The sequence below is a fragment of the Caldalkalibacillus salinus genome (assembly GCF_016745835.1).
GTDB classification, from domain to species: Bacteria; Bacillota; Bacilli; order Caldalkalibacillales; family JCM-10596; genus Caldalkalibacillus_A; species Caldalkalibacillus_A salinus.
In genome coordinates, this window is the sequence record NZ_JAERVL010000001.1 from 711,491 (window position 1) to 737,172 (window position 25,682).

General features: G+C 42.5%; 24 protein-coding genes and 2 pseudogenes. 24 read left to right on the forward strand and 2 right to left on the reverse strand.

Features of this window, described 5'->3' with window-relative positions; all coding sequences use genetic code 11:
* The first annotated feature begins 7 nt into the window (after positions 1-7).
* The 4 genes from JKM87_RS03185 (at position 8) to JKM87_RS03200 (ending at position 6,082) form a co-directional block, all read left to right on the forward strand.
* Positions 8-2,023, forward strand: coding sequence for a beta-galactosidase (locus JKM87_RS03185; protein WP_202077785.1), 2,016 nt, complete (start codon positions 8-10; stop codon positions 2,021-2,023).
* 376 nt (positions 2,024-2,399) lie between these two features.
* A complete protein-coding gene (locus JKM87_RS03190; protein ID WP_202077787.1) occupies positions 2,400-4,160 on the forward strand; it encodes a sensor histidine kinase in 1,761 nt (586 codons plus the stop codon).
* Positions 4,157-5,320 carry a response regulator transcription factor gene (locus JKM87_RS03195; RefSeq protein ID WP_236838517.1) on the forward strand — a complete coding sequence of 388 codons (1,164 nt, stop codon included), beginning with the start codon at positions 4,157-4,159 and terminating at the stop codon, positions 5,318-5,320. The genes JKM87_RS03190 and JKM87_RS03195 overlap by 4 nt, the downstream gene beginning before the upstream one ends.
* Positions 5,321-5,392: 72 nt before the next feature.
* Entirely contained in the window at positions 5,393-6,082 is a 690-nt protein-coding gene (locus JKM87_RS03200) for a class I SAM-dependent methyltransferase (protein WP_202077789.1), read from the forward strand.
* Between the two features lie 65 nt (positions 6,083-6,147).
* On the opposite strand, the gene clpX is transcribed toward JKM87_RS03200, so the two are convergent.
* Positions 6,148-7,395 carry an ATP-dependent Clp protease ATP-binding subunit ClpX gene (gene clpX / locus JKM87_RS03205; RefSeq protein WP_202077791.1) on the reverse strand — a complete coding sequence of 416 codons (1,248 nt, stop codon included), beginning with the start codon at positions 7,393-7,395 and terminating at the stop codon, positions 6,148-6,150.
* Positions 7,396-7,862: 467 nt separating this feature from the next.
* Here clpX and JKM87_RS03210 point away from each other — a divergent pair.
* From JKM87_RS03210 to JKM87_RS03230, 5 genes and pseudogenes are all read left to right on the forward strand, one after another.
* A pseudogene (locus JKM87_RS03210) lies at positions 7,863-8,165 on the forward strand (transposase); the annotation flags it as partial.
* A 39-nt stretch (positions 8,166-8,204) separates the two neighbouring features.
* A complete protein-coding gene (locus tag JKM87_RS03215; RefSeq protein WP_202077793.1) occupies positions 8,205-8,519 on the forward strand; it encodes a hypothetical protein in 315 nt (104 codons plus the stop codon).
* A 424-nt stretch (positions 8,520-8,943) separates the two neighbouring features.
* A pseudogene (locus tag JKM87_RS18285) lies at positions 8,944-9,542 on the forward strand (ATP-binding protein); the annotation flags it as partial.
* Positions 9,543-9,606: 64 nt separating this feature from the next.
* Positions 9,607-10,083, forward strand: coding sequence for a DinB family protein (locus JKM87_RS03225; RefSeq protein ID WP_202077796.1), 477 nt, complete (start codon positions 9,607-9,609; stop codon positions 10,081-10,083).
* Positions 10,084-10,223: 140 nt separating this feature from the next.
* Positions 10,224-10,718, forward strand: a complete 495-nt coding sequence (locus JKM87_RS03230; RefSeq protein ID WP_202077798.1) for a GyrI-like domain-containing protein — start codon at positions 10,224-10,226, stop codon at positions 10,716-10,718.
* A gap of 115 nt (positions 10,719-10,833) precedes the next feature.
* Here JKM87_RS03230 and JKM87_RS03235 read toward each other — a convergent pair whose 3' ends face one another.
* Positions 10,834-11,169, reverse strand: a complete 336-nt coding sequence (locus JKM87_RS03235) for a hypothetical protein (RefSeq protein ID WP_202077801.1) — start codon at positions 11,167-11,169, stop codon at positions 10,834-10,836.
* 276 nt (positions 11,170-11,445) lie between these two features.
* On the opposite strand from JKM87_RS03235, the gene JKM87_RS03240 reads away from it, so the two are divergent.
* The 15 genes from JKM87_RS03240 (at position 11,446) to JKM87_RS03310 (ending at position 25,592) form a co-directional block, all read left to right on the forward strand.
* A complete protein-coding gene (locus JKM87_RS03240; protein ID WP_202077803.1) occupies positions 11,446-11,823 on the forward strand; it encodes a YmaF family protein in 378 nt (125 codons plus the stop codon).
* 675 nt (positions 11,824-12,498) lie between these two features.
* The gene (gene qoxA, locus JKM87_RS03245; protein ID WP_236838520.1) at positions 12,499-13,416 is read left to right on the forward strand and encodes a cytochrome aa3 quinol oxidase subunit II; all 918 of its coding nucleotides are present in this window, start codon (positions 12,499-12,501) and stop codon (positions 13,414-13,416) included.
* An 86-nt stretch (positions 13,417-13,502) separates the two neighbouring features.
* Entirely contained in the window at positions 13,503-15,452 is a 1,950-nt protein-coding gene (gene qoxB / locus JKM87_RS03250; RefSeq protein WP_202077805.1) for a cytochrome aa3 quinol oxidase subunit I, read from the forward strand.
* Positions 15,449-16,045, forward strand: coding sequence for a cytochrome aa3 quinol oxidase subunit III (gene qoxC, locus JKM87_RS03255; RefSeq protein WP_202077807.1), 597 nt, complete (start codon positions 15,449-15,451; stop codon positions 16,043-16,045). The genes qoxB and qoxC overlap by 4 nt, the downstream gene beginning before the upstream one ends.
* Positions 16,046-16,330 carry a cytochrome aa3 quinol oxidase subunit IV gene (gene qoxD, locus JKM87_RS03260; protein WP_202077809.1) on the forward strand — a complete coding sequence of 95 codons (285 nt, stop codon included), beginning with the start codon at positions 16,046-16,048 and terminating at the stop codon, positions 16,328-16,330.
* Positions 16,331-16,656: 326 nt separating this feature from the next.
* Positions 16,657-17,034 carry an immunity 22 family protein gene (locus tag JKM87_RS03265; protein WP_202077812.1) on the forward strand — a complete coding sequence of 126 codons (378 nt, stop codon included), beginning with the start codon at positions 16,657-16,659 and terminating at the stop codon, positions 17,032-17,034.
* A gap of 120 nt (positions 17,035-17,154) precedes the next feature.
* Positions 17,155-17,664, forward strand: coding sequence for a DinB family protein (locus JKM87_RS03270; protein ID WP_272899164.1), 510 nt, complete (start codon positions 17,155-17,157; stop codon positions 17,662-17,664).
* 36 nt (positions 17,665-17,700) lie between these two features.
* Positions 17,701-18,147, forward strand: coding sequence for a VOC family protein (locus JKM87_RS03275; RefSeq protein ID WP_236838521.1), 447 nt, complete (start codon positions 17,701-17,703; stop codon positions 18,145-18,147).
* A 72-nt stretch (positions 18,148-18,219) separates the two neighbouring features.
* On the forward strand, positions 18,220-18,756 hold the full coding sequence (locus JKM87_RS03280) for a histidine phosphatase family protein (RefSeq protein ID WP_236838522.1): 537 nt from the start codon (positions 18,220-18,222) through the stop codon (positions 18,754-18,756).
* 440 nt (positions 18,757-19,196) lie between these two features.
* Positions 19,197-19,715 (forward strand): GbsR/MarR family transcriptional regulator, encoded by a 519-nt coding sequence (locus JKM87_RS03285; RefSeq protein ID WP_236838523.1) that lies wholly within the window; start codon positions 19,197-19,199, stop codon positions 19,713-19,715.
* Positions 19,716-19,729: 14 nt separating this feature from the next.
* Positions 19,730-20,398 carry a cysteine hydrolase family protein gene (locus JKM87_RS03290; protein WP_202077814.1) on the forward strand — a complete coding sequence of 223 codons (669 nt, stop codon included), beginning with the start codon at positions 19,730-19,732 and terminating at the stop codon, positions 20,396-20,398.
* A 72-nt stretch (positions 20,399-20,470) separates the two neighbouring features.
* Positions 20,471-21,346 carry a glycine betaine ABC transporter substrate-binding protein gene (locus JKM87_RS03295; RefSeq protein WP_236838524.1) on the forward strand — a complete coding sequence of 292 codons (876 nt, stop codon included), beginning with the start codon at positions 20,471-20,473 and terminating at the stop codon, positions 21,344-21,346.
* A 224-nt stretch (positions 21,347-21,570) separates the two neighbouring features.
* Positions 21,571-22,485 (forward strand): TIGR01777 family oxidoreductase, encoded by a 915-nt coding sequence (locus JKM87_RS03300; protein WP_202077816.1) that lies wholly within the window; start codon positions 21,571-21,573, stop codon positions 22,483-22,485.
* Between the two features lie 112 nt (positions 22,486-22,597).
* Positions 22,598-23,290 (forward strand): hypothetical protein, encoded by a 693-nt coding sequence (locus JKM87_RS03305; protein ID WP_202077818.1) that lies wholly within the window; start codon positions 22,598-22,600, stop codon positions 23,288-23,290.
* A gap of 232 nt (positions 23,291-23,522) precedes the next feature.
* On the forward strand, positions 23,523-25,592 hold the full coding sequence (locus JKM87_RS03310; RefSeq protein WP_202077820.1) for a bifunctional aldolase/short-chain dehydrogenase: 2,070 nt from the start codon (positions 23,523-23,525) through the stop codon (positions 25,590-25,592).
* The last annotated feature ends 90 nt before the right edge of the window (positions 25,593-25,682 follow it).

Below are 25,682 nucleotides of genomic sequence, written 5' to 3' on the forward strand. Positions count from 1 at the left end.
ATGCCAGATGCGATCTGTTTCAGAAATATGTCCATATATGGCTTATGGTGGGGACTACAATCCCGAGCAGTGGTCCGAAGAGGTGTGGCTAGAAGATGCCCGACTGATGCAACAAGCAGGTGTGAATCTCGTGTCCGTTGGCATTTTTAGCTGGTCCGTCATAGAGCTGAATGAAAATCAATTTGATTTTTCCTGGTTGGATAGGATCATGAATATCTTACATGATCACGGAATAGGGGTTTCGCTAGCAACGGCGACTGCCTCTACACCCGCGTGGTTCGTTCAAAAATATCCCGACTCTGTCGCCGTTGATCGCCAAGGGGTGCCTTACTCGTTCGGGTCGAGACAACATTACTCCCCTTGTAGTCCGGAATATATTCAAGGCGTGAAGAGAATCGTTCGTCAATTAGCGGATAGATATAAGGATCATCCGGCGTTGAAAATGTGGCATATCAATAATGAGTACGCTTGTCATATGGCGGAATGTTATAGTGCGCACACGGAAAAAGCGTTTCGTGTATGGCTTCAAGAGACTTATGGCACGATTGATAAGCTGAACGAGAAGTGGGGGACCGCATTCTGGAGCCAAAGGTATAACGATTTTGAGGAAATCACATTACCGAGACATACACCTACATTTACCAATCCTGGTCAAACGCTAGACTATAAACGTTTTATGAATGATCGTTTTTTGTATCTGTATAAGATAGAAAAGGATATCTTGCGTGAGGTGACGCCTGACGTTCCTGTTTTCACCAACTTCATGTATCAGTTTAAACCTTTGAATTACTGGCAGTGGGCCAAGGAACTAGACGTGGTCACTTGGGACTCCTATCCTGATCCTCTAGAAGGCACGCCATCCGTTAGCCATACGATGTGGCATGACTTAATGAGAAGCTTAAAGCAAGGCCAACCCTTTTTGTTGATGGAACAGTGCACAGGCCAGGTAAACTGGATGGATGTGAATGTCATCAAGCCACCCGGTGTGATGAGGCTACAGAGTTATGCCGCTATAGCACACGGCGCTGATGGCATCATGTTTTTCCAGTGGAGACAGAGTCGCGCTGGGGCTGAGAAATTCCATGGCGCCATGCTACCTTTATCCGGTGGGGAAGAGAGTCGAATCTTCAAGGAGGTCACACAGCTGGGGCAAGAATTAAAAAATTTAGATCCCGTTGTGGGGGCAAGAACAAAAGCGAGCGTCGCGATCGTTTTCGATTGGGAGAACTGGTGGGCTGTAGAGCAGGAAGGAAAACCCCACCAGCATCAGCGTTATATACAGCAAGTCATGTTGTATTACCAAGCTTTCTACCAGCGTCACATTGCTGTCGACTTTGTTCGAGCCCAAGATGACTTGAGTCCATACCAGATTGTCGTCGCCCCACAGCTGTACATGCTTAAAGAAGGAGAGGCACAAAATTTGGAACAATTTGTCTCACAAGGTGGGACGCTGATTGTGACATTCTTCAGTGCTATTGTGGATGAAAACGACCGTTTTCATTTAACAGGATACGGTGGTCCACTGCGTGACGTGTTAGGTCTCTGGGTAGAGGAATTTGACCCTTATCCTGTCGGGGCTAAAAATCGTTTACATTATGAAGACAAACAAGCCTGGTGTTATACATGGAGTGATGTCATTCACTTGGATGGGGCCAAAACTCTGGCCGCATTTGGAGAAAACTGGTACAAAGGGTACCCAGCAGTCACCCTAAACACGTATGGACAGGGCCAGGCCCTTTACATCGGGACAGAACCGGATCCATCCTATATAGATGAATTAGTGGGGACGGTTTTAGAAGAAAAAGAGATACGTGCCCCGCTCGACGTGCCACCAAACGTAGAGGTGCAAGAAAGACATACCGCCTCTGATCGTTTCATATTTGTGCTTAACTATCATCAAGAGGCAGTACACATTCGTATTCCCGAGGGCCAACCCTATACTGATCTCATAACTCAAAAAGTGGTCAAAGATCATTTTCCACTTCAAGGATGGGATGTGGCCGTCCTACAACAAAGGAAATGAGGTAAAATGATGTAAACAAAGTCAATATAGGTCTGCACTTCGAATCTCCTTTTTATGCCAATAAGAAGGAGATTCACCTTTGTAGAGCGAATAATAACAAAAGGATGGCTATCATGAGGTTGCTTAATGAGGTTACGATGATGAGTTTTTTTGAGAACGTATGAAACCCCTTACAAAGTCCCTGTCTGTGAATCGTTTATCCGTATTGTGGTATCAGATAGGAAATATATTATGACGATGCCGGGCCAATATCTTGGTGTTTGTCTGCTCATGCCTACAGTTCTATAGTAGTGTGTAGGAGCAGTAAGTTCACTTTGAGGGATCACTTTGTCCCGTAGAAATCTACGCACCAACGTAAGCAGGGGTGGATCAAACCATGAGTATATTCAAAAAGTACGGTGTGAAATCTATCTTTTTCGGCAGTTTTTTCATCTTTATTACGGTTCTGTTTACGATCGTCATCTTTGTTAGTTATCATTATTCAGTTGAGCAAATACTGAACACGACACGGGGTTACCAGGGTAAGAATCTCACGTTTATGAGCGAGGATTTGAGGGGCAAGTTACAGCACATTCACGATTACTCCCTTGCCTTATCAAGACAACAACTTTTTCGAGATGTGATCAAAGGCACTGAGCATGATTATGAGAGGAGCCGCAATGCGAGCGACCTGCGTCATGATTTCTCCAATCTTATCTATAGCGTACCGGCCATTCATTCTATTGAGATTTTCCTAGAACATCCGCCACCAGATGATATTGCCTATCCTGTCCGATACTCAGATATTCGTGAAGTTGAAGGCGCCCCATGGTTGGAGCACCTAGAGGAGGTCCAATCGTCGTGGCTAGGGGAAAGAAAAGTATCTACCATTGCAGGTGAGCAATCCGTTATTAGCCTCGGGCGTAAAATCAATGACAGCCGTGGAGATATGGATGTCCTGCTCATCATTAACGTCGATCCTTACGTCATTCAAGGCTGGCTGTATCGCTATACGGATGATGCCAACCTTGTGCTACTCGATAATAACCAGAAGACCATATCGAGCACAGCCTCTTTCGATATCGGCGAGGTCTTTTTTGACCACGTGAAAAACATCGAGACCTTAAGCGAAGAAAGGGAAGTCTTCCAACATAAAATTTTACTTCATGACAAAGAACACCTGATGGTGGCCACTCAAATTACACCTGCACAGTGGACGCTTGTGAATGTCACACCATTAGAGGACATGCTACAAGGGAGTCGAGAGATGATTCAGTCTCTGGTCTATATCGGGTTATATGCGATCATTCTCGCTTTCCTAGGCACTTACTTCCTGACCAACCAGTTAACGAAGCCGATACGCCATCTCGCCTATGTGATGAAAAATTACCGGTTAACCCAGGTCAAAAAAGAATTACCGCGGGATTATAAAAATGAGTTTGGCCAATTATTTGATGGGTTTAGGGAACTCATCCATCGAGGAGAGAATCTATATCGTTCCCTCATCAAACAACATAATAGGCTCAGGGAATCGGAAATGAAAGCACTCCAAGCGAATATCAATCCCCATTTTTTATATAATACCCTTGACCAGCTCAACTGGATGGCGATTGAACGAAACGACCACGATATGAGTAAAATGCTTGAACTATTAGGCAAGATGTTACGTGTCGGTTTATCAAAAGGGGAGAGTATCATTACGCTCAGAGACGAAGTGACCTATATTAGTTATTATTGTAAGATTCAAAAAATAAAATCAGAAGACACGCTGACGTATCATATCGATTTACCTGAGCACGTGTCTCATTACTATATTCCTAAGTTAACGCTGCAACCCTTTGTTGAGAATGCGGTTATTCATGGTTTTCAAGATGGCAGAGCGGGCGTCATTGACATCAATGTCTTAGAAGAAGACACACACCTCAATATCTACATCTGTGATAATGGCGAAGGTTTTGAGACATTGACCCCAGCTAGACAAAATTCAGGCGGCTACGGTATACAAAATGTTGTTGAAAGGTTAGATATATACTACGGCAAACAGGCAAGTTTTAATATCACCAATAGAGCGTGTGGCGGGACAGAGGTGCATCTGCGTATCCCTAAGGTAACTGAAAGGAACGAGCTGGAACACACGATTAATATCGAAAAGGGATGATACGAGTGTGGAAAATAGCGATTATCGATGACGATGATAAAGTGTTGCGAGGGATGAAAAAAATCATCCCCTGGGATCTGCTACAGTGTACGTGGGTAGGGGAGGCTAAAAACGGACAGCAAGGGATGGCGCTGATCAATCAGGAGGAACCAGATATTGTCTTCACAGATATCTATATGCCCAAATTAAACGGGCTAGATATGGTCAAGCATCTGAGGGAAGAAGGATTTGACGGTAAATTTATTATTCTAAGCGGTTACAATGATTTCGAGCACGCAAGACAAGCCATGAAGCTGAAGGTCGATGATTACTTATCTAAACCCGCTTCAATGGATACGATTCATCACGTATTAGACAATGTCATCGCACAGTTAGAAGCGGAGCAAGAGGCAAAGCTTCAGTTATCTGCCTTGAGAGAAAAAGTCCTGCAATACGAACCCCTCGTTGAAAAAGAGAAAATAAAATCGCTGCTAACAGGAACCATCTCGCCTGAGGTCATTAGAGCCGAAACAATGGATACCCACCAAAAATTAGCCGAAGCCATACGCTTTGCTGATGAAAAGCAGGCCTGTGAGGTTGTCGAGTCTTATTTTGAAGCGTTAGAGACGCACGCGTACCATGCTACAACGGGAATTAAGATCGGAATGGAAATGTGGACCATCATGAGTTACGCCTTATATGATATTGGCATCAGAATGAATGATATGTTCACAGATACGTACGACATTGATACAGACCTTACGTTTTGCACTTCATGGGCAGAGATGGCCGCCCTGTTAAAGGAGAAGATTAGATATATATGTCATCACCAGCAATGGGATGAAAACCTTAAGCATCGGCAGCTCGTTGAACAGATGATTGAATACATTCATGATCACTTAAGTGAGAACATCACTTTGCAAGATATCGCCAATCAATTATATATTTCTAGGAATTATCTGGGACAAATTTTTAAAAATGTCGTCGGAGAGTCTTTTAAAAACTATGTGACAAGAGTAAGAGTAGAAAAAGCCAAAAAAATGCTGCAAGAGGGCCAATACCTTATATATGAGGTTTCCGAAAAAGTCGGTTTCGTCAACCCGGCATATTTTACGACTATTTTCAAAAAGTACACCGGCTATACCCCCACAGATCTGTATCAAAAACGCTCGTTATCTTAAATATCCCCTTGACTTTAACGCAACGGCAAGCCTTAAGCTTTAAATGAACAAATAATAAAAGGGGGGAGAGACATGCCAAATCATGAAGACGTTTATCAGAATCAAGTCGAACAGTATGACCGCCTGGTGTCAAAACAACCGAGCTTGTTAGACGTGATAGAGGAGATAAGACCCCTAAACGGACTGGATGTGATAGAGTTAGGAGCAGGGTCGGGGAGGTTCACCACCGTCATGGCGCCCTATGTGAATGCCATTTTGGCTTTAGATGCGTCCGCTGATATACTAGCTCTCAATGAAAAAAAGCTGAAACAAGAGGGACATAGTCACTTTAAAACACAAGTAGCTGACCATAGACACATTCCAGCTCCGGATGCTAGTGCCGACCTCGTAATAGCCGGTTGGACGATTTGTTATCTAGGAAGTGCCAATGTGGAGGGCTATCATCAAAACATAGAGCAGGTCTATCGTGAAATGATGAGAGTGCTGCGTCCGAAGGGGTCTATTATCATTTTCGAAACAATGGGAACAGGGGTCAAGCAACCACATCCACCCGATTTCCTAAAAGAATACTATACGCTGCTTGAGAATCAATACGGTTTTAAGCACCAATGGATGCGAACGGATTATCAGTTTGCAGATATTGAAGAAGCTGAGACATTGACGCGATTTTTCTTTGGTGACGACTTAGCCCATAGCGTGGTAAAGGATCATTTGGTGACGTTACCAGAGTGTGCTGGCGTATGGTGGTTACATAAAGCATGACAAAAAGGGCCCTTTGATGAAGGCCCTCTTTTATCTAATATATCTTTATCTCATACCGTTTATTATTAAGCCACATTTTCACTATCAGTGAACATTAAATCGTCTTGGTTCTTCGTTTTTACAAAACGTTGAGTGACCACGATCTTCTTAACATCATCTCTAGAAGGGATTTCAAATCTGAGATCAAGTAGTAGATCTTCCATTATCGATTTAAGCCCTCGGGCACCCGTTTTTCTCTCGCGTGCCTTTTGGGCGATGAGTCGAAGCGCATCCTCTTCGAAATCAATTTCTTTCTCATCAATTTCGAAACGTTTTTGTAGCTGTTTAACGATAGAGTTTTTAGGTTCAGTTAAAATGCGGACCAAGGCCTCTTCGTCTAACTCTTCTAAAGCAGCGATAATAGGCAGACGTCCGATTAATTCTGGTATAAGTCCAAATTTTAAGATGTCATCAGGTTCAACGTACTTTAGGATCTCTTTATCGTCAATGTCTGTCTTGGAAGACGTACCCGCATTGAATCCAAGCACTTTTTGATTGAGACGAGTTTTAATAATGTCCTCAATGCCGACAAAGGCACCTCCACAGATAAACAAGATCTTAGACGTGTCAATCTGTACAAATTCCTGTCCCGGATGCTTACGTCCACCTTGAGGCGGAACATTAGAGACGGTACCTTCGATCAGTTTTAACAGAGCCTGTTGCACGCCTTCACCGCTCACATCACGGGTGATGCTCGCGTTTTCGCCTTTGCGTCCGATCTTATCTATCTCATCTAGGTAGATAATGCCTCGTTCCGCTTTACTAATATCGCCGTCGGCCGCTTGAATCAGTTTGAGTAAGATGTTCTCAACATCTTCTCCCACGTAACCGGCTTGGGTTACTGTTGTGGCATCAGCGATCGCAAACGGCACATCGAGCATGTTAGCTAGCGATTGAGCGATTAAGGTCTTACCACTACCGGTTGGGCCGAGTAAGAGGACATTAGATTTTTGTAGTTCAATATCATCACTGTCGTCATGAGCCAATTCTTTATAATGCTCATAAACGCCCACTGACATCACTTTCTTGGCATAATCTTGACCAATAATATATTTATCTAACTGATCTTTTAATTCAGCAGGTTTCGGAACGTCAGCAAGGTCGATGTCCTCTTGTTGGTTGCTTAGTGTATTCTGAACGATATCGTGGACGCTATCAGAACATTCATTACATATTGCGATGCCCTGTGGTCCTTTTACAATGGCCTCGACATGATCTTTACCTCTATGACAGAAAGAACAAACGGGTTCTGTTGTGTTTGTATGTTGACTCATATTGTTTAAAAACCTCCATATAAAGCTAATAAATATATTTTAGCATACACTGTGCGTTTGGTAAAAAAATATACACATCATAGATATATGTATGGCGGATTGCAGGACATTGAACAGCTCTAAACTCAACACTATCCTTGGGATATCGCGGCTTACATCAGTGGTAAAGCCCACTTGGTAGCAGATATAGAACGAAAAGCATGGGAATGGTATAAGCGTAAAAAATAACAGCAGAAAGAGACTATCATCCATCATTTTGAGGATTCTTGTCTTAAACAGTTGTTTAAAATCGGAATATTACAAATCAGTTGTTGCTTAGACATTTTCTACTTTCAAAAAGGGGTTAGCGTTTAATGCCTTTTGTGGTACAGAAAGGATTTTCAAAGGCTTACGTTGTATAAATAATTATACGAACCCACTAGCATTGCATTAATTAATTTTGAACATTCATAATACTCGAGACGATAGACTCTAAAGGTAACGGTATTCGCATCATCACCAATCGATTTGACCTAAGTGCCGAAGAAATTGGTGAAATCTATCGTTCAAGATGGGCTATTGAATTGTTCTTCAAATGGCTTAAGCAGCACGTACGTATCAAAACGTTCTATGGCATGAGTGAAACGGCTGTACAAAACCAGATCTACATAGCACTCATCACGTATTGTTTATTAGTACTTGTTCAGCTAGAGACAAATGCAGAGCAGTCCTTATTGCAACTCAGCCGATGGTTACAAGCATGCTCTGGAGAATCATCTGTCAAATTATAAATGAACTTTTATGCAACGTTAGTGAGGGAGGAAACTTAAATGACAAGAAAAATTGTAGGGATAATGATTTTATTAATAACAACGCTTGGTTGTACAGATGAATCTCAGTATGAAAATACAGAAGGCATTGTTCAAGAAGCAGTCGTTGCTGATATAACCATTCTCGAAAAAGGTCATGATAAGACAGAATACTGGGTATTTATATCAACCCCGGTTCGTGATAAAAAACAAAAATTATATGTAAAAAAAGAAAGCCTCTGGTTATCATTAGATGTGGAAGAGACATATACAGGTCATTTTGATTTGTTTGCAAATAAAAAAAATCAATTATATAAAGTTACTCCTTACAACTAACGCTTTGTATTAGATTAACAAGGCTTAAACTGAAAGGGATGAACGAATCATAGGAGGATGCTGTATATAACAAAAGTATGGTAATAGAGTAGGAGGGGGGTTAGCCCCCGTCCTCTCAAGAACGATCATAAATAGAAAACGTTCTGCTTAAAGTACATCAAACAGGAATTGTTACTTATGCTCATAAGGAATATCCTCGTACAGGTATGTAACGTATGCTGATCGTAGTGATTTGCACAACCTCTGAAGGTCACTGCTCATTGGATACCACTCCCAGCTAATTGCGGACAAAGTTTCTTGTCATAGTCTGCAAATCTATTTCTGCATCGATCAGTACGGAGGGTGTACAGGACTCTTCCCATTTCTCCGGAAGAGTGGCCTTCTTTGCCTGCAGCAAACCTCTTAGTTCATGTGGGTGTCAAGTGCCCACCTGCTGTATCATAAAACATTTGATGAGTTTGACTTCGACTTTCAAACATCCATTGATGAGCGGCGCATCCGGGACTTGGCTACCCTGCAATTTGTGGAACATCAGGAAAATCTCATTTTCCTGGGTACTCCGGGTGTGGGCAAAACCCACCTTGTGGTAGCGCTGGCACTGGAGGCCATCGCCAAGCGCTATACGGTCTATTTTACGACCGCCCATGCAGCAGGCCCATCAGAACAATACGGTTAAGTTTTGCTTGTCCTGTTCATGAGGCTTGAAAAATCCGGCTTTCTTTTTTTCTTTTATTCGAGCAGAAGATGAAGAAATATACCAAGCCCCATATTCTGATCATTGATGAGATCGGGTACAGGAAAATGGAAGATGAAGCTGCACATTTTTTCTTCCAGATTGTCTCCGGACGCTACGGGAAAGGTGCAATCGTCCTGACGTCAAACAAATCGTATGGTGCATGGGGTGAGATTTTCGGAGATTCTGTGTTGGCCACAGCCATTCTGGATCGACTCCTGCATCACTCCAGTACAATTAACATCAAAGGAGAAAGCTTACGGGTATTCATTTTAATAAATCATTCATGATACGAACAAAAATGTCGTCTGTGCCTTACAATGAGTACAGGTGATCAGTAAAGGAGACTGATATATGAAAAAGCGACATGTCGCGCTGTTTAAACAGTTACAAGATTACCGGGGCTATTTCTTTCATGTGTTAGAGGGGGTGACAGAGGCTGAGGCCGAGATGATACCCGACGGATTTAAAAATAATATCAGGTGGAACTTAGGCCATGTGTACTTGGATCAGTATTTGTGGATTGAGGCAGTGACAAGAGAACAGATTGATTATCCGAGGGCTTATGATCAGTGGTTCGGTTTTGGTACAACGCCAGCTGACTTCACGGATGAAACACCTTCTTTTGATGAGCTGAAGGAGAAACTTTATCATCAAGTGAGCCAAATTGAGCGAGATTATGGGCATCGTTTGGAAGAGGTGTTCCCTCCAACGGAAATGGAGGATTTAACCACTATAGAACAAGCCATTGTACGTATGATCTTCCATGAAGGGATGCATGTCCAAGCTGTGATAGATTTCAAGAAATTTATAAAAGCGCACCAAGTATAGTCAAGACAAGTTGATAGAATGCATATAGAATGAAAGCATATAGAATGAATGCATTACTCTATGCATGATTGAACCAGTGAGTTGTGATAGTGGTTTATGGCCATACACGTTTAATTGTATTAGAGGAAGGGGCGAATATAATGAAGGGTTATGAATTTGAGGTGGTCACTCAACCAGCTTATAGAGCGATCGGTTTAAAATGGGACGGTCCTTGGTCAGACATCAGCCAATTGAAAGCTATGATTCAGGAAGTAAGTCAAAGAGTGGGGGAACTAGAACATGCGGTAAACCCACAAATACAATTAGGGTTATCTTATCACTTAAGACCCGACGGTTTTGTGCACTATTCCGCATATGAGGTAACAGATGAACAGGACGTGCCTGAAGGAATGGTCGAGATCGCGGTGCCTGAAATGACGTATCTTATGACACAACATCAAAAAGGACAAGATATCGGTCAAACGTATAACGAAGTGTGGAATTGGATGACAAAAAGTGAATACGATCCTTATAGAGAGCCATCCGTTCAGTATTTTGACGACTACCTTCCAATAAAACACGAACGGTATCCTGCGGATCGAGATTTAGAGGATCCACACTTCGACATTCTGATTCCAATTATAAAGCAACGTTAACGAAGTAACGTTAGCGAAGAAATGTTAACAGGCTATACGGAAAACGGCGCAAAGTTTTGTAATATTTACAGTCTTTACCGCTCTCACAGAGTAGTTGTGTGAGAGCGGTTGATTTTTAATAAAAAAATCTTCTTCTAAATCTTCTCCTACGGAAGCGGAACGGTGCTGTTGCAGCGGCTGCAAATGTGAGTGCTGTAATCGCTGCGAAAGGAACGAAAAAGGGGAAAAATAGAATACTATCGCCAGTTTTATCTCCTTTTGTATCCAGTGCACGGACCCCTTTTACACTAGCAACATCCTTATCTGTTATGCCTCTCCCTGTAGGACTTAATCTTACACCGGAGGGCGTGACACCGACAAGTTGCCCATGTAGTCTTCTACCGTCTACAGTGCGAATATCAGCTTCTCTGCCTATATTAGCTCTGCAGACCCCATAGTAACGATGGTGCATCAAAGACCTCCCTCATTCTAGGATTATCGTTCACTCGTATTATATTGTTGTGTCAAAGGATAAGATTGTGCCCTTGTGTACACCTAGTAAAATGTGTCAATGGACTATAAGATACTAGAGTATTTGGAAAGAGGATGAGTCATAAGGGATAAATAATATAGGATGGGTAAAAGTAGGTTATCGTATAATTATAATATTAATAGGTATGTTCCCACTCCTTCTCCTTTCTAGCTACATAAATTATATGACATCATTTGTTTGAGAGGGTGGGATGACATGGGAGATGTACCTGTAACAGGCTACCTATGTGCGTTTACTGGCGATGGAGATACTCATACGCATAGCCTCTATGTGACAACTTGGGATGGGCAGCCTGTTCATACACACCAATTTAAAGGCGTGACGTCGTTTGATGTCGGACATAATCATCGCTACGCAGGGACGACTGAGCCTGCCCCGAGTGGGGTTCAACACACACATCGTTACTTTACGTTTACATCGATTGATGCCCGACACAAGCATGTGATACGTGGGACAACAGGACCAGCGATCCCGCTTCCTAACGGAGGTCACTACCACGAATTTAGTGGAATGACAAGTGTCAATGGAGAAACGCCGCATAGTCATAGATATAGCGGCAAGACAAGTGGTTAATCAATCATATATTTGTTTAGCTTTTTAAACACTAGAAAGACGCCAGGTTATTAGACGTCATATGCTATAGGAAAATAGAAGAGGTTTTTCTACAATGTTTTGCAACCATCTGTAATGTTCACTCGTCGAGTGGACATTTTTTCTATTTTTCGCTTCAGTTGGCGGGTAATCTTCTTGCTTTGTTGGTTGGTGAATTCTGTCTTTAGCGTTTAAACAAGATCAGCAGAGAACTTGGTTTGATGTATGATACCTTTGTCACATATTAGCAACCTATCGTTCACGCATTCTTCATAATTCTGTGGCCATATGCCTTGAAAAAAAGGCCTGTCATGGTGTAAAGTTTAATATACAAAAGTATATAAGCAAATGATAGTAGACTGTTATTTGATATCGTGCAATGAATGTGTGCAAGTCAAATAACAAATTTTTTTGACAGGTTTGTGAAAACATTCACAAATGTGACTGATTTATGAACTTTTGACTACAGGTCTTCTAAAACAACCTCACTGTGTTTTAAAATTCAATTCTATCAAATCATTCAATATGAATTAAACATTCATGAATGAATCAGATATCAACCCTACGCGTCAGTGTGATCATTCTGCTCACTGGCGCATGACTAACGCTAGCGATTTTTTTCAGATTTCTAACAACAAGAAAGGAAAGGTTACCCCTATGAGAAAAATGAAATGGGCTATCTTATTAGCATTCTTCACGATAACGAGCATTTTGACAGGTTGTGAACCGTTAACAGTTTTAGATCCTAAAGGGCCGCAAGCTGAAAGGCTTGCAGGAGACATTATCCTTTCTATGTGGATTATGCTAGGGGTGGTCGTCGCTGTCTTTGTGATTTTGATCTACATGTTAGTGAAGTATCGTGCTTCAAATCAAAGTGACGATTATGAACCGCCACACATAGAAGGTAATGCCATAGTGGAAGCCATATGTGTCGGCGTCCCAGCTTTAATTGTCATTTTTCTATCCGTCGTTACTGTCCAAAGTAACTACATCGTTGAATCACCAGTAGAAGTGTATGAAGATAAGGAACCATTGGTGATCTACGCTTCATCGTCTAACTGGAAATGGCATTTCAGTTATCCTGAACAAGATATTGAAACAGTGAACTATTTATATGTGCCCACGAATCGTCCACTTGAATTTAAACTATATTCACATGGGCCGATCACCAGCTTTTGGATTCCACAACTAGGGGGACAAAAATACGCCATGGCAGACATGACCACAACCCTACACTTGGGGGCTGACGTACCTGGTGAGTACTTGGGGCGTAACGCCAATTTCAGTGGTGAGGGCTTTGCCAAGAATACATTTAGTGTTAAAGCCATGAATGAAGATGAATTTGATGAGTGGGTTGAAGAAGTGAAAACAACGGCTGAACCGTTAACTGAGGATACCTTTAACGAGTTATTAGAACCGGGCCATCTCGGCCAGTTAACATTTACGGGGACACACCTCTCATTCTCACCCCCGCCATTATCACATGGGAGTCATAACGATAAGCATGAAGATGAGCAAGGTGCTTCAGATGAGCAGGATGTTCAAGATGAGCATGAGCATGGACATCATGAATGACGTGAAAAGACACACGTCTTTGAATGATAGGCTTTCCTGAAAGATTGATCACATTTTGATTTAGTCATCGAAAGGAGTCAACGAGAATGGAATTTTTCCAGCAATTCGCTCCACCACACCCGAGTCCAGCGATATACGCTTCAATGGTTGCTATTGTATTGACGACGGTTGCCATCTTCGGTGGATTAACATACTTCAAAAAGTGGGGTTATCTGTGGCGCGAATGGTTAACAACGGTTGATCATAAACGGATTGGGATTATGTATCTCATCGCAGCGTTACTGATGTTGTTTAGAGGTTTTGTCGATGCGCTTATGATGCGGGCACAACTGGCCATGCCAGACAATCAGCTATTAGATGCTCAACACTACAATGAAATTTTCACAACGCACGGGGTCGTCATGATACTATTCATGGCCATGCCTTTTATTATCGCCATTATGAACTACATTGTACCTTTACAAATTGGTGCACGGGACGTGGCTTTTCCACGTCTGAACGCCTTAAGTTTTTGGCTGTTCTTTTCCGGTGCGATGCTGTTTAATATCTCATTTGTGATTGGAGGGTCACCTGACGCTGGGTGGACGTCTTATTTCCCTCTTGCCAGTAATGAGTTTAGTCAGCATGTGGGAACGAATTATTACATGTTCTCCCTTCAAATTGCAGGTTTAGGTACTCTAATCTCAGGAATTAACTTTGCCACGACCATACTCAAAATGAGAGCACCAGGTATGACCTTGATGAAGATGCCGATGTTCACATGGTCCTCTTTCATTACAAACATTATTATTGTGTTTGCATTCCCAGTGCTGACTGTGGCGTTAGCGATGGGCTCTATGGATCGAATATTCGGTACGAACTTCTTCACAACGGCCGATGGTGGTATGGATATGCTTTGGGCTAACTTGTTCTGGATTTGGGGACATCCTGAGGTATATATTCTCATTCTACCTGCCTTTGGATTATATAGTGAGATTATCTCAACCTTTGCTCGCCGTAATCTATACGGTTATAAATCAATGGTCGCGTCTATGGTTGTTATCTGTCTGCTCTCATTCGTAGTGTGGGCACACCACTTTTACACGATGGGGCAAGGCGCTTTTGCCAACAGTATATTCTCCATAACGACTATGGCCATCGCTGTTCCTACGGGTGTTAAAATATTTAACTGGTTGTTCACGCTATGGAAAGGTAAGATTACGATTACCGTTCCCATGCTATACTCTATGCTGTTTATCCCTATCTTCACCATCGGGGGAGTAACAGGGGTCATGCTAGGTATGTCCGCAGCGGACTACCAGTATCATAATACGATGTTCTTAGTGGCGCACTTCCACCTCGTGATTATCCCAGGTGTTATGTTTGCCCTACTAGCAGGTCTCACCTTCTACTGGCCAAAAATGTTTGGCTTCATGCTAAATGAACGTATCGGTAAGTGGGCTGCATGGTTGCTAGCCATCGGGACTTGTGTCGCCTTCTTCCCCATGTTTATATCAGGGTTGGACGGCCAAGCACGTCGGATGTACACTTACTCAGAGGCAACTGGGTTCGGCATTTGGAACATGATTTCGTTTGTAGGTGCACTTGCGATTGGGGTGGCCTTCCTACTCATCGCGTATAACATCTACTATAGTACACGTTATGCGTCTCGAGACATCAGTGCCGATCCATGGGATGCTAGAACACTTGAATGGTCCACGCATACCCCTGTACCTGTTTATAACTTTGCCGTCGTACCGCAAGTCAATTCTGATCAGGCATTTTGGGATGCGAAGAAGCATGGACACGTCTTGTTCAAGGATGGCTACAAAGACATTCACATGCCTAATAACAGCGGACTTCCGATTATTATGGCTGGTATTTTCTTCGTATGGGGATTCTCGTTCGTCTTTAGCCTATGGCTACCAGCCATCGTGACAACGATAGCCATCTTTGCCTGCATGGCTTATCAATCATTTGAAAAAGATGATGGTTACCATATCCATGTAGACACGATTGAGAAAACTGAACGTAAGTTGGGAGGTCATAAGCAATGAAAATCGATCAATCACTCCCGCTTGAATATAGTACCGAAGAAAACCGTATCAAAATCCTAGGTTTCTGGATCTTTTTAGGAGCTGAAATTACGCTCTTTGCTACACTCTTTGCATCCTATTTTACTCTGGTTAACCGCACTGGCAGCGGTCCAACCGGAGCTGAGATTTTCGAGCTCACCCCAGTACTCATAGAAACGTTACTTCTATTAACGAGTAGTTTTACGATAGGGCTTGCCATTCATGCGATGCGCTTAGGTAGACAAAAAGCGATGCTGACATTCTTCGGCCTGACGTTATTACTAGGTCTAGGGTTCCTAAGCTTAGAGATTTATGAGTTCTTCCACTATGTACACGTGGGGGCAAGCATTCAAACGAGTGCATTCACATCAATGTTGCTGACAACGTTAGGGACACACGGTGCCCACGTGGCATTCGGATTGTTTTGGGGATTATGTATCATGTTACAGGTGAGAAGAGATGGTTTCACGCCTCATACAGCGAACAAATCATTTATCTTTTCACTGTACTGGCACTTCTTAGATGTGGTGTGGATCTTTATCTTTAGCTTCATCTACTTGAAAGGAATGATGTAAATGAAGGAGTTATTCCCGCGCAAGCAAGTGATGGGTTTCATCTTCTCACTGGTGCTTACGGCCGTCGCACTCGCAGTTTACTTCTTTGAGATGTCTTTCGCTGCGGGTATGACGATCCTGCTTGTAACGGCCTTTACCCAAGCAGGGCTCCAATTAGCATTCTTTATGCACGCTGGTGAAACAGAAGATAAGAAACCGATCTACACCAACATCTATTACGGTGTAATATTGGCCTTACTCACCGTATTCGGCACTCTTTTAGTCATGGTTTGGGGTTACGTATAATCTCATAGATTCTAAATTCCCTGTCATTTAGTTTTGCAATTTGTAAAAGACATTGTTAATAAGATCTATCTATAGTGCCTAAAAAACGTGCTACAAGTTAAGAGACGTGCAGACTAATATGAGGTTTGCACGTCTTTTTTGGTGCAATGAATTTTTATCCCCTTGATTAAGAGACGGCTTGTACCAAAATCACATACGATCTGATTAATAGGTCTTGTTATCCCCGCTCAGAAAAAGTAAGCTATAGGTATCTGCTACAAAGCTAGTACCTAAACGTATCATATGTGAGCTAACTTTAAATCTATGAGCCTTGGGGGTATAACATCATGAAAAGAGACGGCTATGTATCTTTATGGGTTGGAAACTTTGTGGAATATATTGATCTTAAGGATTACCTCACTCCCTTTGAAACAGAAGATGGGCTAGTCAAACGGTCATTATTTGAGGAAGATTTTATGCTAAGCTTCTACGACCACGACCAATTGGAGATAGAGCATTATAAACAGAAGCAATCTCATCTTAGAGATTTACTTTCCTTTAGTACGCATCACCAAGTGATTGTCCCCAAATTCGTTGATTTATGCGGTGAGCACATCCCCTATCACGTGAACAGTGTCATATTGCTCTACAACTTTCAATATAGTGGTAGAGTTGGTGATGAGATTGCTCATATAAGGTATTTAGGACATGTTAATTACAAATAAAAAACAGTTTTAATCACACACTTTTTTAACGCTTATGAGTATGTATCCCCTTTTGTTATAGGTGTATCACTTACATAGACTAGACTGGTTTACATAGCATACAAAGATGAGGTGAAACGTTTGGAGAGTCAAGAACGTCGTATAGCTGAAGAGTATCTTGAAGTCGTACGCACACGCTTTTTGGACATGAAGGAAACGGCGGAGAAAGCAATAGAGAAGTTACCTGATGAAGCCTTGTTTTGGTCTATAAATGAAGAATCTAATAGTATTGCTGTGATTATGAAACACATGAGTGGCAATATGATCTCTCGCTGGACAGATATTTTTGAAACGGATGGCGAAAAACCAGACAGAAACCGTGATCAGGAATTCGTGGATGATATGGAAAACAGAGAGACGTTGTTAAAATGTTGGGAGGAAGGTTGGCATATCTTTTTGACCACCTTACACACACTTAGCGAAAGTGATCTGCTTCAGCATATCAGGATTAGACAGGAGCCTCACACTGTCATTCAAGCGATTGAGCGTCAAATGTATCACTACTCATATCATATTGGCCAGATCGTATACATCGCCAAACAATTCCAATCTGACAAATGGACCACTTTAACGATTCCCCGTAAGCACTAGGAAGTAACCAATCTTGATCGACCAAGGAGGTTAAACATGAATGACCAGCAAAAAGACCGGATAGAAAGAATGTCATTTAAACCTAGAGGGAGGAAAGGAATTATGAAGCCCATTGAAAACCGTGTTGATACGATCTTTGTGCACGTCACCAATCTAAAAGAATCAGTTGAATGGTACAGTCGACTGATGGGTATAGACATTGGAGATAGGGAAATAAGAGACCCTATTTTCACTTTTAATATGGGGGCAGGACGGCCAGGATTAACCTTAGATGATCACTCATTTGATCAGGGGATGACATTGAAGCTGTCCAACCAACCATTGTTTAATCTGAGCACCGAGGACATTAACGCGGCATACCGGCATGTGCAAGAGATGGGGGCCGAAATTGTAACGGACATACAACATCACCCAGACTTGTCCGATTTTACACTCAAAGATCCTGATGGCAATATCATTATGGTTTGTTCATGTTTTACTTAAGGATGGGCAAGTGGGCATCTGACCTAGAGTCTCATTTTCACTTAAATCACGTCTATCACGGAGGTGATTGAGATGAAATTAGTTGATGAACTCCAAGAAGGTGGGTATATTTTATATGCTAGGCATGCCGAGGCCACTGTCGGCGTAGATCACCCAAACTTGAATTTTGAAGATTGTCATACTCAAAGGAATCTTTCCCTAAATGGTAGAAGGCAAGCCATCCTTTATGGTCAAACACTACGTCAGCTGCAAATCCCTATCATGATTCCAGTGCACGCCAGTCCATTCTGTCGCGCGTTACATACGGCCCAATTAGCTTTTGGGGTAAGGAATGTTCAAGTGGACTATTTTTGGATTGATGTAAATAGATTGAGTGGCCCATTGAACCTAGCGGAACAAGAGAGAATATTATTTCAACTCAAGAGCATATTGGAAAGTCCACCGTATGCAACGACCAATAGAGTCATCATTGGACATCGTTTTCCTGAAGGCGTTGGTTTGGGCCCTATACCAGATATGGGTACGGTTGTCATACGTCCTCTTGGACAAGGGCAGGGTTTCGAGGTTGTAGCAGAACTGACATTGCAGGAACTCATTCATTTGACATAAATCTCAGGCATTATATTCAGGTGGTGTCAGCTTGGCGTACACATGTTTAAGCAAGTTGACCCAGAGTTCCAGCTTGTAGATGCAATAACAAAAGTTAGTTAAGAAAGTGAATTTGATTCAGCTTGATAAAAAAACGAGTGACATGACCACTCGTTTTTTATTTTTGACAAAAGGTCATCAACCTTTTAAAATAAAAGAATTTGAGAGCAGGTATCGTAAATAAGTATGGTGTATGAACTAAGTCCACACGTTAGGCAATGTTTATCACACTAGTCTTTAACTTTAGTGTTTTAAATCAATACATCATTCATTATTCAAAGATAAGTTGACTTTTACCCCTATTGCTAGTAATATGTTCATTGAGTTTTATAAGTTCTGAAAAAATTGAACAAAACAGGTTTGAGGTGTTGTTGGTGAATGAGCATGAAAAAATTGAACAGATGAAAGATATTATGATTAGTTCAATTGCCCAAACGATGGTGATTTATGGCGTCACTCCCTCTGTTGGTAGAATCTATGGTGTGCTTTACTTCGCCGAGAGACCGCTGTCCATTAATGAGATTCAAACAGAAGTGGCCATGAGTAAAGGGAGTGTCAGCACAGGGATTCGGGAATTATTAGAGATCGAGATGGTGAGTAAGGTTTGGAAAAAAGGTGATCGTAAGGACCACTTTATAGCCGAAAAAGATTTTTTTAAGAACTTTATGACGTTCTTTGTTAAAAACATTCGTCAGGAGCGCAATATTATCCTCAAGGCTGTCGGACACGTCAAACCCGACCTTGAATATATGGCTCACCATGCCGAAAGTGAACGAGCAAGAGAAGAAGCGCGCCATAACCTTGAGTTAATTGAAAGCTCACAGGATTATTTCGACTGGACCCTACGCATGATTAATGCCATGGAGTCAGGAGAAATATACCAATATATTCCGCGCCAAAGCCAAAATAAAGAAGAATAGATGAGGTGGTTTACTTGGATTTCAGTCAGTCAGCGTTAGTCCTTATCGATATACAGAAAGAGAGTAAATATGGTGTGGAAGGGTTAGAAAGCATTGCCGGAAACGCGCAAGCCCTAATAGAAGAATGTAGGGCAAAAGATATTCCCGTTATCTACACACGTCAAATTAACCGCCAAGACGGCATCGGTTTGTCCTATGGTGAACCGTTGGACGATGCCGGCGCGCCTGTTTTTTATTGTACAGGTACCGACAGTATTGAGGTCATAGATGATCTAAAACCTGCAAAAGAAGACATTGTCATCGATAAGCATCGTTGGAGTGCTTTTTACCAAACAAGTCTAGACCTTATGCTACAAAGCCTAGGCGTCAAACATCTGATCATTGGTGGCCTTGTTACAGATGGTTGCTTAATGACGTCGGTATTCGATGGTTATTTCCGTGATTATCAGGTTAATTTGGTTCACGACATCAGTGCCACGACGAACAGTGGCGCCCACATGTCTTCAATCTTGATCATGGCTAATTGGGTTTACGGTCTAAAGATTTATAGTGCGGACAACTTAATCAAGCATCTCCGCGGTGAATCATATTGGGCTTGGGAGTCTACAGGACCAGATCAATTACAATTCACACCTGAAACCATGAGGGACGTATTTAATCAAGTGACTGGAGAAGATCATTAGCATCGATTGTTCTAGGTCACGAAGAGATCGCATTTATAATTATTCATTATTCACACAGGGGGAAACACAAACATGAAGACAGGCAGTAAAATAATGTTGATGATGTTAATGCTCACAATCGCGCTTGTCGGTTGTAGTGCCACAGGAGACGAGCAGACAGCAGAGGGACAAAAAGAAGAAATCGTGCTCGGTATGACAGAATGGACAAGTACAGAAGCACCATCCAATATTATGAAACTGATTCTCGAAGAAGCAGGATATGACGTGAAATTTACCTTAGCAGATCAACCCGTTCTATTTACAGGTCTGACAACGGAAGAAATAGATTTCTTTATGGATGCGTGGCTCCCTTATACCGAAGCCGAATTATGGAGCCAATACGAAGAAGATCTACAGCAGGTTACAACTAGTTACGAGGATGTCCCTCTGGGTTGGGTCGTTCCTGAGTATGTTGAAGAGGATACCATTGAAGCATTACAAGGGCATGCAGAGGCCTTTGATGGCCAAATTGTTGGTTTAGGTCCCGGTTCTGGCATGACAGAAACATCTCGAGAAATAATAGAAGATTACGATCTAGACGGGTTTGAACTTATCACGAGTAGCGAACAAGCCATGATGTCTGAAGCGATGCGTAAAATGAACGCTGAAGAACCCGTTATATTCATGGGTTGGAGACCTCACTCCATGTTCATTCAATACGACCTTAAATTCCTAGAAGGACAAGATGAGTACTTTCAATCAGATAACGTTTATGTAATCTCTTACAACGGTGTGGAAGAGAAGCACCCAGAAGTGTATGACATCATGTCTCGTTGGCGTATTGATGTTTCAGATTTAGAGGAAATGATGTACAAGCATGAAAACGAAGGCACATCCTTTGAAGATTTGGCTCAGGTATGGATTGACGAAAATAGAGACAAAGTAGACCATATGCTAGGTCAAGAGTAGAATAATAGTTTTTATCCCGTCTTAATATGCGTTATATATTCACAGGTAGCCCAATAGAGTAAATATTAAGAGGCGTGCAACTCAATTCGTTGCACGCTTTTTTTATAAGATAACTCTGCCTCTTTCAACCACGTCTACGACATCATCTATAACCTTATTTTTCAATAAAATGATTGGTTGGGGATGAGAATCAGGTGTATACTTGACATTGAAAGGGTGATCTTATGGGTAAAAAAATTGTACTAGCAGGCGGCTCGGGGTTTTTAGGGCAATCACTCGCTCAATTTCTGATAAAAAGAAACTATGACGTGGTGGTCCTAACGAGAGGAGCCGCGTCTACAACTCGTGATGGTGTTCGGTATGCACACTGGGACGGCGTCAACTTAGGGGAATGGGCGACAGAAATCGAGGGCTGCGAGTCCATTGTTAATTTCACTGGTAAGAGCGTTAATTGCATTTACACGAAAGCCAATAAGGAGGAGATTCTATCCTCTAGGTTAAACTCTGTTAAAGTGTTAAGGGATGCTATACATCAGTGCTCAGAGCCTCCACAGTCTTTTATTCAAGCCGGTTCCTTAGCCATATTCGGGGATACAAAACAGGAGTGTGATGAGGAGGCGCCTCACGGTACAGGCTTTTCCGTGGACGTTTGTAAGCAATGGGAAGACGAATTTTTCCGAGTGTCCTTCCCACATACGCGACAAGTCTTGTTAAGAATTGGCTTTGTCCTAGGAAAGAATGGTGGTGCATTAGAGCCGTTAAAGACATTAGTGAAATTCAACCTAGGAGGAACGGTAGGGTCAGGGAAACAGTATATCAGTTGGTTGCACATAGATGACTTAAACCATATGTTTTTAGAGGCAATCGAACAAGATCAATATGATGGCATTTACAATGCGACAGGACCAACGCCCGTCACGAACAAAACGTTTATGAAAACGCTACGTGACGCAATGGGTAAGGGCTGGACACCGCCAGCGCCAACCCCCTTTGTCTGGTTAGGGGCTTATATATTTATGAGAACGGAGCCCAGCTTAGCGTTAACGGGGCGAAATTGTATTCCGAAGAAGTTTTTAGATGCTGGCTTTGAATTTAAGTATACTGATTTAGGGACAACCTTAAGCGAACTTGTGTCATGAACCAGAGGCCTATTATCTAGTAAGTTTTTAGTAGAAATATCCAAGTCAGCGTCATAAACTTAATTGGTGATACGAATGGTTATCTTCATGACACACGAAAGGAGACATATATATGAAAAAAAGGTATGCTTTAGGGTTTATTTTGATTTTAAGCTTCGTGTTAGTGGGTTGTACACCGAATACTGAGGACGCACCAGATCAAATAGAAGAGAACGACAACTCAGCTGAACAAAACGATGAGAGTGGGACTGAAAACGAAAATGAACTAGAAAGTGACCAAGAGAGTGATCAAGAAGGAGATACGAGTGAGAACGATGCAGAAAATGAAGGTCTTGAAGTAGAGACGGGGTCTACTGAGACTGTTACGAGAATGATTGAGGGCATGGAAAACGAGGTTGAAGTGGTCAATTATCATCTCACACAGTACGGTATCTCCTATCAGCTAGATACTTTGTTTGGCGAGCCCGAAGTGAATGGTCAATTGATAACCTATACGAACGAACAAGGGACAAGTGAGGTCTCTATAGAAATCATGACGGACACATCTTTAGATGAAGCAGTAGAGGAACTTCAAGCGCAATTAGAAACAGGAGATTATGAAGAAAAAGGAAAACTAGAAGACATCCCGGTAGCAGAAAATGGCCTAGAAGGAAAAATGCAATATGTCGTTTATCCTGTAAGAGGTTTTTATGCTTATGACCTAGCTGACCATGTCCTTGTTATCTCCTACACATTCCCAGCTGAAGCAGGAGACGGCATGTATCCGTTATTAGAATCGTTGCGTCAATCGATACAAGTGCAATAATTAGAGGTGTTAAACCTACCTTTGTTCGATTTCTGAATACCAAGATGTGCCCTTATTAAAAAATAAGGGCTTTTTTGTGCCAAAATGCCTGCTTCGTATAGTGTCCAACTTATTAAACAAATACAAAACAATATTAACAAAACTAAAACAAAATATATTAGACACAAACAAATGCATATGTGCTACAATGTAAATATAAAAAAATAAAAACAGAAGAGTTGGAGGAATCGATGTGGTCAAAAGTTTATGGGATAATGAAGAAGCAAAGCATTTACAAGCAGGGCTGGATGAGCTCGTCTATCGTTCTCATCTACTAGGACGTGACCGCTCTGTTTGTAACTTCGGTGGCGGTAATACGTCTATGAAAACGATGGAGAAAGACTTCCGCGGTCGCGAAGTCGAGGTCATGTGGGTGAAAGGGAGTGGTTCAGACCTCGCCACAATGGAAGCAAAGCATTTTACAGGCTTACGCATGGACGATATCCGACCCTTGCTAGAAAGAGAGGATATGTCAGATGAGGAAATGGTAGACTATCTATCGCATTGTATGATAGACAGCAAGCACCCACGTTCATCGATTGAGACACTATTACATGCGTTTCTACCCTTTAAGCATGTGGATCACACACACCCAGACGCCATCATTAGCTTATGTTGTTCTGATCAAGGACGTCAATTAGCAGAAGAGATCTTTGGCTCTCGTTTCGTATGGGTACCGTATGTCCGACCAGGCTTTAAACTATCTAAAATGTTAGCTGAGGCCGTTCAAAACAACCCTGAAGCAGAACTTGTCCTTATGGAGAAGCACGGCCTTGTGACTTGGGGAGAGACAGCCGAAGAAAGCTATGAACAAACCATCGCTGTGATTAACGAGGCTGAAGCGTACATCAACGAAAAGCGGACACAGGACAACGCCTTTGGCGGACAAAAATATGAGGCTTTACCGCAAGAAAAGCGTCAAAAAGTACTCGCAGACATCCTACCGGTTATTCGAGGGGCCGTAAGTGAACAAAAGAACATGCTGCTCACGTATGCTGACGATGAAGACGTATTGCAGTTTGTCAATAGCAAGGACGCTCAAACACTGTCTCAGGTCGGAGCTGCTTGTCCAGATCATCTCGTGCATACGAAGCGTGTCCCGCTATATATCGATTGGGACCCACAGACACAGAGTGTAAACGAACTGACTGATCTGATTAGAAAAAGGGTAAGCGACTACATACGAGACTATGAACAGTATTTTGAACGAAACAAAAATGAAGGAGACACGATGTTTGAGCCGGCGCCACGCGTTATTCTCATTCCGGGGATAGGCATGGTCAACTCAGGGAAAAACCTCAAAATGGCTCACATCAGTGGAGATCTCTATCATCGTGCGATCGCTGTCATGAAGGGGGCCACTGCGCTCGGCCACTTTGTGTCGCTTAATGAAAATGAATCGTACAACATTGAATACTGGCCCCTTGAGCTATATAAGTTAAGCTTAGCCCCACCAGAAGCCGCATTCTCCCGTAAGGTGGCTTTCGTGACTGGCGGTGCCGGTGGGATCGGCGGTGCCACTTGTGAGCATCTAGTCAGTGAAGGCGCGCATGTCATTATCGCTGATCTTAATGAAGAAGGGGCTCAAGAAAAGGCTCAGGAGATCAACCGCAAGTATGGGGCTGATAGAGCTATGGCCGTTAAGATGGATGTGACCCAAGAGGCACAAGTCCAGAAAGCGTTTCAACAAGCGACTCTACACTATGGTGGTGTCGATATCGTGGTCAATAACGCGGGATTAGCCACTTCCAGTCCGATAGAGGAAACGTCTTTGCAGGAATGGCAGTTAAACATGGATGTCTTAGGCACTGGTTACTTCCTCGTTGCACGTGAGGCTTTTAAGCACATGAAAGCGCAAGGGGTCGGGGGGAATATGGTCTTTGTCGGATCCAAAAACTCAGTCTATGCAGGGAAGAATGCGTCAGCGTATAGCGCAGCGAAGGCCTTAGAGACTCATCTCGCTCGTTGTATTGCTGCAGAAGGTGGTCAGTACGGCATCAGGGTGAACGCCGTTCTTCCAGACGCTGTGTTACAAGGGTCAGCCATTTGGGACTCCTCCTGGAGACATGAGCGTGCTGCGGCGTACGGGATTGAACCGGATGAGCTAGAAGAACATTATCGTAAAAGAACGGCATTGCAGGTCAATGTGTATCCCCACGACATTGCTGAAGCGATCGCCTACTTTGCTTCTTCCAAAGCGGAAAAGACAACAGGCTGCATGCTCACGGTCGATGGCGGTGTCCCTGCCGCTTTTACAAGATAGGTTAAAAAGCTTGAAGGGTTATAAAAAGATAGATGAGTCGCACATAGAATCGCGATGATGATCATTCAGATGATTATGATTCAATAGAAA

Bases quoted from the DNA above. Each gene is read 5' to 3' on its own strand.
- JKM87_RS03300 (WP_202077816.1), top strand. From the start codon at position 21,571: ATGGGTAAAAAAATTGTACTAGCAGGCGGCTCGGGGTTTTTAGGGCAA.
- JKM87_RS03265 (WP_202077812.1), top strand. From the start codon at position 16,657: ATGAAAAGAGACGGCTATGTATCTTTATGGGTTGGAAACTTTGTGGAA.
- qoxD (WP_202077809.1), top strand. From the start codon at position 16,046: ATGAAGGAGTTATTCCCGCGCAAGCAAGTGATGGGTTTCATCTTCTCA.
- JKM87_RS03225 (WP_202077796.1), top strand. From the start codon at position 9,607: ATGAAAAAGCGACATGTCGCGCTGTTTAAACAGTTACAAGATTACCGG.
- JKM87_RS03240 (WP_202077803.1), top strand. From the start codon at position 11,446: ATGGGAGATGTACCTGTAACAGGCTACCTATGTGCGTTTACTGGCGAT.
- qoxA (WP_236838520.1), top strand. From the start codon at position 12,499: ATGAGAAAAATGAAATGGGCTATCTTATTAGCATTCTTCACGATAACG.
- JKM87_RS03215 (WP_202077793.1), top strand. From the start codon at position 8,205: ATGACAAGAAAAATTGTAGGGATAATGATTTTATTAATAACAACGCTT.
- JKM87_RS03305 (WP_202077818.1), top strand. From the start codon at position 22,598: ATGAAAAAAAGGTATGCTTTAGGGTTTATTTTGATTTTAAGCTTCGTG.
- JKM87_RS03230 (WP_202077798.1), top strand. From the start codon at position 10,224: ATGAAGGGTTATGAATTTGAGGTGGTCACTCAACCAGCTTATAGAGCG.
- JKM87_RS03200 (WP_202077789.1), top strand. From the start codon at position 5,393: ATGCCAAATCATGAAGACGTTTATCAGAATCAAGTCGAACAGTATGAC.
- JKM87_RS03195 (WP_236838517.1), top strand. From the start codon at position 4,157: ATGATACGAGTGTGGAAAATAGCGATTATCGATGACGATGATAAAGTG.
- JKM87_RS03285 (WP_236838523.1), top strand. From the start codon at position 19,197: ATGAAAGATATTATGATTAGTTCAATTGCCCAAACGATGGTGATTTAT.
- JKM87_RS03235 (WP_202077801.1), bottom strand. From the start codon at position 11,169: ATGCACCATCGTTACTATGGGGTCTGCAGAGCTAATATAGGCAGAGAA.
- JKM87_RS03190 (WP_202077787.1), top strand. From the start codon at position 2,400: ATGAGTATATTCAAAAAGTACGGTGTGAAATCTATCTTTTTCGGCAGT.
- JKM87_RS03275 (WP_236838521.1), top strand. From the start codon at position 17,701: ATGAATGACCAGCAAAAAGACCGGATAGAAAGAATGTCATTTAAACCT.
- qoxC (WP_202077807.1), top strand. From the start codon at position 15,449: ATGAAAATCGATCAATCACTCCCGCTTGAATATAGTACCGAAGAAAAC.
- JKM87_RS03295 (WP_236838524.1), top strand. From the start codon at position 20,471: ATGAAGACAGGCAGTAAAATAATGTTGATGATGTTAATGCTCACAATC.
- JKM87_RS03280 (WP_236838522.1), top strand. From the start codon at position 18,220: ATGAAATTAGTTGATGAACTCCAAGAAGGTGGGTATATTTTATATGCT.
- qoxB (WP_202077805.1), top strand. From the start codon at position 13,503: ATGGAATTTTTCCAGCAATTCGCTCCACCACACCCGAGTCCAGCGATA.
- clpX (WP_202077791.1), bottom strand. From the start codon at position 7,395: ATGAGTCAACATACAAACACAACAGAACCCGTTTGTTCTTTCTGTCAT.
- JKM87_RS03185 (WP_202077785.1), top strand. From the start codon at position 8: ATGCGATCTGTTTCAGAAATATGTCCATATATGGCTTATGGTGGGGAC.